3 protein-coding genes are annotated in these 10,975 nt (G+C 41.4%); 1 reads left to right on the top strand and 2 read right to left on the bottom strand.

The annotated features are described in order from the left end of the window. Positions 1–418: 418 nt before the first annotated feature. Both F6K22_RS17430 and F6K22_RS17425 read right to left on the bottom strand, forming a co-directional pair. Positions 419–2,341: a sister chromatid cohesion protein PDS5 gene (locus tag F6K22_RS17430; RefSeq protein ID WP_293100309.1), complete on the bottom strand. Its 1,923-nt coding sequence runs from the start codon at positions 2,339–2,341 to the stop codon at positions 419–421. Positions 2,342–3,277: 936 nt separating this feature from the next. Further along, a complete protein-coding gene (locus F6K22_RS17425; protein ID WP_293100306.1) occupies positions 3,278–7,423 on the bottom strand; it encodes a sister chromatid cohesion protein PDS5 in 4,146 nt (1,381 codons plus the stop codon). A 788-nt stretch (positions 7,424–8,211) separates the two neighbouring features. On the opposite strand from F6K22_RS17425, the gene F6K22_RS17420 reads away from it, so the two are divergent. Next, positions 8,212–10,947, top strand: a complete 2,736-nt coding sequence (locus F6K22_RS17420) for a valine--tRNA ligase (RefSeq protein WP_293100304.1) — start codon at positions 8,212–8,214, stop codon at positions 10,945–10,947. The last annotated feature ends 28 nt before the right edge of the window (positions 10,948–10,975 follow it).

Raw genomic sequence — 10,975 nt, 5'->3', positions numbered from 1 at the left:
TAATATAGCGTTTCCCAAGCTAATGACGTACAGTTTTTTTTCTTCTGTATATATTCCTACGGAATCAGAATAATACCATTTCTCAAAAATTGTTCTACATGTGATGGAAGTAAGGGAGTAGGGGAGTGGGTAGGGACGTTGCATGCAACGTCCCTACAAGAGAAGTAAAAACAAGAATAATTAATGTTAAACTTGCTCAAACTAACAAAAAAGTAATTACCTTAGTTTAATTACTTAATAACTGAAGTGTTATCCAAGGTCTTGCGTTACTTTTGGGAATTGGTATTACTACTTCCTATTCCCTGTTCCCTGTTCCCTATTCCCTGTTCCCTAAAACCAGAGAATTTTGTACCTCACGCTTTTTGGGAATTGCTATAATTAATTGTTAATTATTAATTGTTAATTATTAAACAACGCCTCATTCGATTGTTTGCAAGGCATCTATCTTAGCTTTGATGTCTTCGTCTTCAAGATTGTTGTAGTGTTTGTTTAGTAAAGTAATATCTTCTGGTTGCCAATTCACCTTTTTAACCACTTTATTAATCTGTGCTTTCAATTCAGGGCGCAGGTATTCTAGATTTTCAGTGTTTGGCCAAGCATCAGCAAAAATCTCCAAAACTTTGTTGCCCTCTTCCCTACTAATAGATCGTTCCTCCCTAAAATTATTTATTTGATCGGGATATCGTTTTGGTGAACCCAACCATTGAATTAAGGTAATGGTATTAGACTCTCCTCCACTTGTAAAATAAGCGAGAAAACGAAGTCCTGCTTCTTGCTCTCTGTTTCTATGAGTTGCATTCAAAATTTGTAAAATCTGCTGAGTATTAAATTTTCCAATCTCGCCTAGTACCTTTGCTGTTGTTTCACGAACCTCCGAATTTTCATCATTCAACAAGCCTAACAATTGGGGAATCAATTTTTTAGCCTCCGACTCCAGATTACTCACTGCCAATACTGCAGCAGCACGGACACGCTCATCTTCATCTTTGAACAACTGCTGCAACTGAGGAATAAATTGTTTAGCCTCCGACCCCAGATTACCCACTGCGGATGCTGCAGCAGCACGGACACGCTCATCTTCATCTTTGAACAACTGCTGCAACTGAGGAATAAATTGTTTAGCCTCCGACCCCAGATTATCCACTGCGGATGCTGCAGCAGCACGGACACGCTCATCTTCATCTTTGAACAACTGCTGCAACTGAGGAATCAATTGTTTAACCTCCGACTCCAGATTACCCACTGCGGATGTTGCGGAAGCACGGACACGGTCATCTTTATCTTTGAACAACTGCTGCAACTGAGGAATAAATTGTTTAGCAGTCTCCGACCTCATCTCACCCATTGCCCATGCTGCTGCTCTACGAACACCCGCATCTTCATCACTGAACAACTTCTCCAACTCAGGAATAAATTGTTGGGTCTCCCATTCTATCTCACTCATTGTCTTTATTACTGCAAAACGGACACGTATGTGTCGATCTCTCGACAACTTCAGTAGTTGGGGAATCAATTCTATAGCCTCCCACCCCATGTCACCCACTGCTGTTGCTGCTACATAACGAACCTCCGAATGTCGATCGCTGAACAACTGCTGCAACTGGGGAATCAATTCTACAGCCTCTGACCCCATCTCATCCGCTATTATTGCTGCTGCGTAACGGACATCTGAATTTTTATCCTGCAATAACTGCTGCAACTGGGGAATAAATTGTTTAGCTTCCCACCCCAAATTACCCACTGCTGTTGCTGCTGCTCTAAGGACATCGGAATTTTTATCCTTCAACAACTGCTGTAACTGGGGAATAAATTGTCTAGCTTCCGACCCCATCTCACCCACTGCTGTTACTGCTGCTGCACGGACACGCCAATTTTCATCCTTAAACAACTGCTGCAACTGAGGAATCAATTCTTTATCCTCTGACCCTATCTTACCTACTGTTGTTGCTGCTTGTATTACGACGCGCCAATTGTCATCCCTGAACAATTGTAGTAACTGGGGAATAAATTGTTTAGCCTCCGACCCCATCTGACCTATTGCTGTTGCTGCTGCTGCACGGACACGCCAATTTCTATCCCTCAATAATTTTCCAATTTGTTCTACTCGCTCCGACGGAATTTCAACAACAGGTTTGAAGTCATATTCAGACATTTTTTTCATAGCCTCACTCCAAACATTAGGGTCAGAATCATCCAATGCTGCCCACATTCCCTGGAGCTGCCAGTCTTCCGGCGGTGATTTGTCAGAAGCTTGAACATGACTCAAATTTACTACCAATAACGCTACGAATAACAGCAGCAAAAAACGCCATTTACGAAGAAAGGAATTAGAGAGTTTCATCGTTTTAAGATTGAGAGATAGAAAGCAGCATTTTTAAGCTTAACATGATTAAATTGACGGAACAAAAAATTTAACAAAGAATTTAGGCGAACTGAGATTGCTTCGCTCTACTTCGTTCCATTCGCAATGACAGAATAATATCTTCAGGAAAAAATTTCCACCAACTTGACAATAAAGTAGACAATTGTCATGAGGAAACACAGTGTTTGCAGAATATTCCTCAATCTTTAGACTTGCCTTTGTCGATTGTTCAACAAATAGTTATATAGCGCTAGGGAATAGGGAATAGGGAATAGGGAATAGGGAATAGTAAACGGTTAAAAGATTTCAGGGTTTAGAAATGTCCTAACCTTAATCCGTAGTTCTATATCATTAGGACTTACACAGTACAAGGTATTTTCGTCATTGCGACCGATAGGGAAGCAATCTCAAACCCTAGTTTTTCGTACCTAATGCGTAAGTCCCGATAGTGTTCGGTAGAACATTTATAATTAGGCTCGTAGTAGAACTTTAGCCCATCAAATTATGTAAGGGATAAAGCCTTATTACTTCTGACTTCTGACTTCATTTTACCGAATAATATAAAATCCGGTTGAACAGTCGTCCGCAGCGACGATAAGAAGCAATATCATGGATGCGCGGAGATTGCTTCGTTCCACTCCGTTCCACTCGCTGCGGACTTGGGTATATTAATTATCCGGATTTGATATAATTAATAATTATTAATTAAATACCTTGGTTAAAAGCCTCCCCCCATAGGGAAAAAAGCGGTCGTTTAGCTAGCGCACAACTTCGTTTTTCATGTCGGTTATAGCTGAAACGCTACCCATCGACCAAGAGAAAAGTGCTCTTGAATTTCCTTATATTCAATTCCCTTATCCTTTACGGTTTTAACCAGAGGTAATTATCAATTATTCATTATCAATTATCCATTAATTAATTTGGATTTTGCCACCCTTCAACAATAGCAACTCCCACATTAACATAGGGATTATCTAATAATTCTTTGAGTGCTTCTTTGCCTCCTGCTTGCAATGCTCCGACAAAACGTTGACGGTTATTTGGCGGAATAGAAGCGGTAACAAATGCTGTTTTTTCTGCATCTGTGGCAGCAGGATTATTTGATTCTAATTGTTTCAATAATTTTTGAATCTCATCAGCAGCTTCGGCGAGAGTTTGCTTTTCTGGGGAGCTATAATTATATTGGGTTCCACTTCCTATAATTTGATTGTCAGCTTCAGCATTCTCAATCACATTACCACTACTTTCATTTTGCCCTTTATCAACTAGATTTAGATTACGAAGATTAGCTCCACTCATATCATATTTTGATTTTTTAGGATCATTCATTTGTTCACTCCTTATATTCTTAAATTCAGTATTAGGGTTAGCTTCAAAATTAGGGTTAGTTTCAAAATTAGGGTTAGCTTCAAAATTAGGGCTAGCTTCAAAATTAGGGTTAACTTCAATATTTATATTACTATTTTTCTCAACAATCAGCAATTTAATAATTTCTAGTAGGTTGAAATTCTCGCCATTTTTGGATAATTCCGACCGAGAATTTAATCGTTGAATAAATTGGTCGCTCACCACATGGTCTTTAGTTTCCGCTGCATTTTGTAATAATTTCTCTCGCAGTAACCAGGCTTTTTCGTAGGGTAAAAGGGTTGCTAATAATAGATAAACTCCGCGAAATCTGGGGTCGTTAATATGCTGTTCTAATTTTTCATTTTCCCCAGTCAGAAATGTCTGCACAATAAAATATTCTTGAATTTTATCATGGCGAAAATACCATTGGGAACCGGAATTAGTTTCTACATGGCGTTGACGGCGCAAAACCATTTTGTAGTTTTCCATGCAATGTAGCTCTTTTTTCCACTCCGACGGAATATTAATTTCATCGTTGAGGCGCATTTGATATGCTGTTTCGGCAAATTCTGTGAGGGGAAAAGAATGAAAATTTATCCGGTCGTATTCTGCTGCCATTACCTGATACTGCTGTTGTTGCAGGTTGAGCAAGTCGGGGGTTTTTCCCTGGGCGAGAATTTGCCCGACAATGGTTAAGTCCATAGGATTTGATAGTAACCGACGGACTGCTTTGCGCTCTTCCTCTGACTGTTTCTGGGAATTGAACGCTTTTTCCAGGTATTCTTCGCAAGCGTCTTCGTATTCAGACCGGGAAATTGAGGTTTCTGCCGATGGCGTAAACTGACGACTGCGGAGAAAACCTCCAATTTGCTGACGTTGCAATGGTTGGAGAATATAGGTTTTGGTCGCCGAGGGTGGAATCCAATCTAGGGGTTGTGTTGTGAGGAGGATATGACCCCGGAAATGACGCTCGACGAAATAACTGATTTTAGTGCGGGTGTCGGGGGTGACTTCGTTGAGACCGTCAATACAAATTTCTAGGGCGTTATTGTAGATGAGGTTTTCTAGGAATTTGCGGTCTGTTTGAGAAATGGGAATTTTGGCTTGGATGGCAGCGATCGCTCCTTGGGCACATTTGCTGGCGGGTAGGTAAACGACAAGATTTTTGCAGGTTTTCGCCCAGTAGCGCAGGAACATGGATTTGCCGAGACCTGATTCTCCTTCAATGATAATGGGAGATTGCACTTTGGCAATGGCGGTTTTGATCGGTTGGAGGTTGTGAGTATTTTTGAGGCAAACCTTGGAGTCGGGAAAATAATCTTGAGGGTTGAAACTGTCGAGGTTAGCGTCGGCGATGAGGAGGGGTTGGAAAGGGGAGAGGAGTCGGCGGCGGAGGAATGGTATCCAGGTGAGTAATAAACCGATGTAACCGAGTCCGGCAAATCTGCGAATCTGCGGATGCCAGAATAGGGTTTGAATTTGGGAAGATTTGGGATAGAGGCAGAGGAGGATGAGCCAAGTGATGGCGTGAAAGAGTAGAATGTTGCGCAGGTAGGAGAACACTTGTGTTTTTTGCAAAGCATCTATTTTGGCTTTGATGTCTGCATCTTGGAGATTGTTGTAGTGTCTCTTGAGCAAGGCAATATCTTCTGTTTTCCAATCTACTTTTTTAACCACTCGATCAATCTGTTCTTTCAATTCTGGGCGCAAGTCCCTTACTTGTTCTAATTCTATAAATTCGCTTTCTTCCCAAGCATCGGCAAAAATTTCTAAAACTTTTTTGCCCTCTTCACGACTAATATATCGTTCTTTATCAAACTTATCTATTTGATCGGGATATCGTACTGGTGAACCTAACCATTGAATTAAGCTAACGGCGTTAGATTCTCCGCCACTGACAAAGTAAGCGAGAAAACGAAGTCTTGCTTCTTCATCTCGGTCTCTATGAGCTGCGTTTAAAATTGGTAAAATCTGCTGAGTATTCAATTTTCCCATCTTACCCACTGCCGTTGCTGCTGCAGAACGGACAAACGAATTTTCATCCCTCAACAACTGCTGCAACTGTGGAATCAAATCTTTAGCCTCAGACCCCATCTCACCCACTGCCGTTGCTGCTGCTTGACGGACATCCGAATTTTCATCACCGAACAATTTCTGGAACTGTGGAATCAAATCTTTAGCCTCCGACCCCATCTCACCCACTGCCGTTACTGCTGCTTTACGAACAGACGAACTTTCATCCTTCAACAACTGCTGCAACTGGGGAAGCAATTGTTTAGCCTCAGACCCCATACTACTCAATGCCTTCCCCATCTCACCCACTGTTATTGCCGTTGAATGACGGACACGCCAATTATCATCCCTCGACAACTTCTCCAATAGAGGAAGCAATTGTTTAGCTTCAGACCCCATCTTACGCACTCCTATTACTACTGCTTGACGGACACGCCAATTATCATCCCTCGACAACTTCTCCAATAGAGGAAGCAATTGTTTAGTTTCTGACCCCATCTCACCCACTGCTATTGCTACTGCATAACGGACATCCGAATTGTCATCACCGAACAACTTCAGCAACTGTGGAATCAAATCTTTAGCCTCTGACCCCATCTTACCCACTACTCTTACTGCTGCTGCACGGACATCCGAATTTTCATCACCGAACAATTTCAGCAACTGTGGAATCAAATCTTTAGCCTCCGACCCCATCTCACCCACTGCCTTTGCTGCTGCATAACGGACATCCGAATTTTCATCACCGAACAATTTCTGGAACTGTGGAATCAAATCTTTAGCCTCCGACCCCATCTCACCCACTGCCTTTGCTGCTGCATAACGGACATCCGAATTTTCATCACCGAACAATTTCTGGAACTGTGGAATCAAATCTTTAGCCTCGGACCCCATCTTACCCACTACTCTTACTGCTGCTGCACGGACATACGAATTTTCATCGCCCAACAACTTCCGCAACTCGGGAATAAATTCTTTAGCCTCGGACCCCATCTCACCCACTGCCTTTGCTGCTGCATAACGGACATCCGAATTTTCATCACCGAACAATTTCTGGAACTGTGGAATCAAATCTTTAGCCTCCGACCCCATCTCACCCACTGCCGTTGCTGCTGCATCACGGACATGCCAATTTTCATCACCGAACAACTTCAGCAACTGTGGAATCAAATCTTTAGCCTCGGACCCCATCTTACCCACTACTCTTACTGCTGCTGCACGGACATACGAATTTTCATCGCCCAACAACTTCCGCAACTCGGGAATAAATTCTTTAGCCTCGGACCCCATCTCACCCACTACCGTTGCTGCTGCAAAACGGACATCCCAATTATCATCGCTCAACAACTTCAGCAACTGGGGAATCAAATCTTTAGCCTCGGACCCCATCTCACCCACTACCGTTGCTGCTGCATAACGGACATCCGAATCTTTATCCCTCAAAAGCTCTCCAATTTGTTCAACCCGCTCCAGGGGAATTTCAACAGAAGACTTAAGATCATACTTAGATATTTTCTTCAAAGCCGCAACCAAAACATCAGGGTCAGAATCATCCAACGCCGCCAATATTCCCTGGAGTTGCCAGTCTTCGGGCGGTGACTTCTCAGAAGCTCGAACATGACCCAAATTTATCGCCAACAGCACCAACAACAACAGCAGCAAAAAACGCCATTTACGGAGAAAGGGGTTAGAGAGTTTCATTATCTTAGGTTGAGAGATAGAAAACAGCAGCTTATTTTCAGTCTACATATTAACATATTAAATTGAGCTGGAACAGAAAATCAAGTTTGTAGGTTGGGTTGAGGTACTCCGAAACCCAACAAAAGTAGATAAGCAAAAAAGATAGATAAATTGTTGGGTTGCGCTGTCGCTTAACCCAACCTACTGTATTATAACTACTGTATTGTAACTCTTGAGTGAGATTGCTTTGCTCTCGCTCGCAATGACGGAATTACCTTGTTTGGCGTAATTCCTAAGTTTGTAGGTTGGGTTGAGGTACCCCGAAACCCAACAAAGATAGATAAATTGTTGGGTTGCGCTGTCGCTTAACCCAACCTACTTTCAATAATTAATAATTAACAATTAATAATTACTATTGTCCAATAGATGAATACAACATCAATCTAGAGAAAGAGTTTGTAGGTTGGGTTGAGGTACCCCGAAACCCAACAAAGATAGATAAATTGTTGGGTTGCGCTGTCGCTTAACCCAACCTACTTTCAATAATTAATAATTAACAATTAATAATTACCTCTTCTTATAACTATTGTCCAATAGATGAATAAAACATCAATCTATAGTTTGTAGGTTGGATTGAGGTACCCCGAAACCCAACAAAAATAGTAGTTTTGTAGGTTGGGTTGAGGTCCTCCGAAACCCAACAAAGATAGATAAATTGTTGGGTTGCGCTGTCGCTTAACCCAACCTACTGTAAGCTATGGCACAATATTAAGGACAATCAAATACTGTCCAAAAATTTAATTTCATCTATGACCAAAACTATACCAGAACTACCAACTAAATACGACCCTTTTGCCACCGAAGCTAAATGGCAAAAGTATTGGGAAGAAAATAACACTTTCAAGGCAGACCCTAACCAACCAGGCGACCCTTACTGTATTGTTATTCCTCCACCGAATGTTACAGGTAGTCTCCATGCAGGCCATGCTTTCAACAATTCTCTTATTGACGCGCTTATCCGTTACCATCGGATGCGGGGTGACAATACTCTCTACCTCCCAGGTACGGACCACGCTAGTATCGGCGTTCAAACTATTCTGGAACGTCAACTCAAAGAAGAGGGGAAAAGTCGCTACGATATTGGGCGGGAAAAATTCCTGGAACGTGCTTGGGAATGGAAAGCAGAGTCTGGTGGTACTATTGTTAATCAATTACGTCGCCTAGGAGTTTCCACGGACTGGACGCGGGAACGTTTTACTCTTGATGAAGGTTTATCAAAAGCTGTCATCGAAGCATTCATGGGTCTCTACGAACAGGGTCTCATTTATCGTGGTAATTATCTGGTTAACTGGTGTCCAGCCAGTCAGTCTGCTATTTCTGACGTGGAAGTAGAAAAAAAAGAAGTTCAGGGCAACCTCTGGCATTTTCGTTATCCCCTCACTGATGGTAGTGGTTATGTGGAAGTTGCTACTACTCGTCCGGAAACAATGTTGGGAGATACTGGTGTTGCTGTTAACCCTAATGACGATCGCTACAAAAATCTCATTGGCAAAACTCTGACGTTACCAATAATGGAACGGGAAATACCTATTGTTGCTGATGAGTTGGTTGACCCTGAGTTTGGTACTGGTTGTGTTAAGGTTACTCCTGCTCACGATCCTAATGATTTTGAAATGGGTAAGCGTCACAATTTGCCATTCATTAATATTATGAATAAGGATGGCAGTTTGAATGAAAATGCGGGAGTGTTTGTTGGGCAAGACCGTTTTGAGGCGCGGAAAAATGTTGTGAAACGGTTAAAAGAAGAGGGCGTTTTGGTTAAGGTGGAAGATTATAGTCATAGTGTTCCCTATAGCGATCGGGGTAAAGTACCTGTTGAACCTCTGTTGTCTACTCAGTGGTTTGTCAAGATTGAACCTTTGGCAACGAAAACACTGGAATTATTGGATAAGCACAACCAACCAAAATTTGTTCCGGAACGTTGGACGAAGGTTTATCGCGACTGGTTGGTGAAAATTAAGGACTGGTGTATTTCTCGACAACTTTGGTGGGGTCATCAAATTCCTGCTTGGTATGCTATCAGTGAAACTAATGGGGAAATTTCCGACAGCACTCCTTTTGTTGTCGCTCGTTCGGAAGCGGAAGCGTTGGAGCAAGCAAAGGCAAAATTTGGTGCTGATGTGAAAATTCAACAAGACCCAGATGTGCTTGATACTTGGTTTTCGTCTGGTTTATGGCCGTTTTCGACTTTGGGTTGGCCGGAGAATACTCCCGACTTAGCAAAATATTATCCTACTAGCACTCTTTCTACTGGTTTTGATATTATCTTTTTCTGGGTTGCTAGAATGACAATGATGGGAGTACATTTCACTGGCAAAATGCCGTTTGAAACTGTTTATATTCACGGTTTAATGTTAGATGAAAATGGTAAAAAGCAATCTAAATCTGTTGGTAATGGTATCGACCCTTTGTTGTTAATTGAAAAGTATGGAACTGATGCTTTGCGTTATACTTTAATGCGAGAAACTGCCGGAGCAGGGCAAGATGTGAGGATGGATTATAATCGAGAAACTGATGAGTCGGCGTCGGTAGAAGCTTCTCGAAATTTTACTAATAAAATTTGGAATGCTGCCCGATTTGTGATGATGAAATTAGGGGGTAAAACTCCTCAAGAATTAGGGGAACCAGAGGCAGATAAATTAGAGTTAGTAGACTGTTGGATTTTGTCTCGTTTCTATCAGACTGTGCAGCAAACTTGCGATTATTTAGATAATTATGGTTTGGGGGAAGCTGCTAAGGGTCTTTATGAATTTATTTGGGGAGATTTTTGTGATTGGTATCTGGAATTAGTGAAGTCTCGCTTGCAGGGTGAGGATGAAAGTTCTAAGTTAGTAGCACAGCAAACTTTGGCTTATGTTTTGGATGGAATTTTGAGATTATTACATCCTTTTATGCCTCATATTACTGAGGAGATTTGGCATACTTTGAATCAAGTTGGAGAAGAAAATTGTTTGGCTTTGCAGTCTTATCCAAAGTTAGATAATTCTTTGATTAATTCGGATCTAGAAGGGGAGTTTGAGTTATTAATTGGAGTAATTCGGACTCTGAGAAATTTACGTTCAGAGGTTGATATTAAACCAAAGGTAAAAATTACGGCAATTTTGCAGAGTGAGAATGAAAAAGAACGGGAAATTTTGAAGAAAGGTGAGGTTTATATTCAAGATTTAGCTAAGGTTGAAAAGTTGGATATTACTCCTAAAGTTGATGAAAAAATCGGTCAAACTATTGCTGGTGTTTTTGGAACTGTACAAGTTTTAATTTCATTATCAGGAGTAGTAGATATTGAAGCTTTATCAGCTCGGTTAGAGAAGAAATTAGGGAAGTTGGAAAAAGAGATAGAATCTACTAAAAAAAGGTTGAGTAAACCTGGTTTTATCGAGAAGGCAGACCCTAAATTTGTCGAGGAAACTAGAAATAATTTAGCAGAAGCAGAAAAGCAGGCAGAAATTTTACGCGATCGGCTGAATAACTTAAAGTCTAATTAGGCAAATATAGTTGGGTTTAGTTATTAGA

It is taken from the genome of Okeania sp. SIO2F4 (genome assembly GCF_010672385.1).
Taxonomy (GTDB): domain Bacteria; phylum Cyanobacteriota; class Cyanobacteriia; order Cyanobacteriales; family Microcoleaceae; genus Trichodesmium.
Note: the sequence above shows the minus strand (reverse complement) of the source record. Positions and strands in the feature narration are given on the sequence as shown.

Bases quoted from the DNA above. Each gene is read 5' to 3' on its own strand.
- F6K22_RS17430 (WP_293100309.1), bottom strand. From the start codon at position 2,341: ATGAAACTCTCTAATTCCTTTCTTCGTAAATGGCGTTTTTTGCTGCTG.
- F6K22_RS17425 (WP_293100306.1), bottom strand. From the start codon at position 7,423: ATGAAACTCTCTAACCCCTTTCTCCGTAAATGGCGTTTTTTGCTGCTG.
- F6K22_RS17420 (WP_293100304.1), top strand. From the start codon at position 8,212: ATGACCAAAACTATACCAGAACTACCAACTAAATACGACCCTTTTGCC.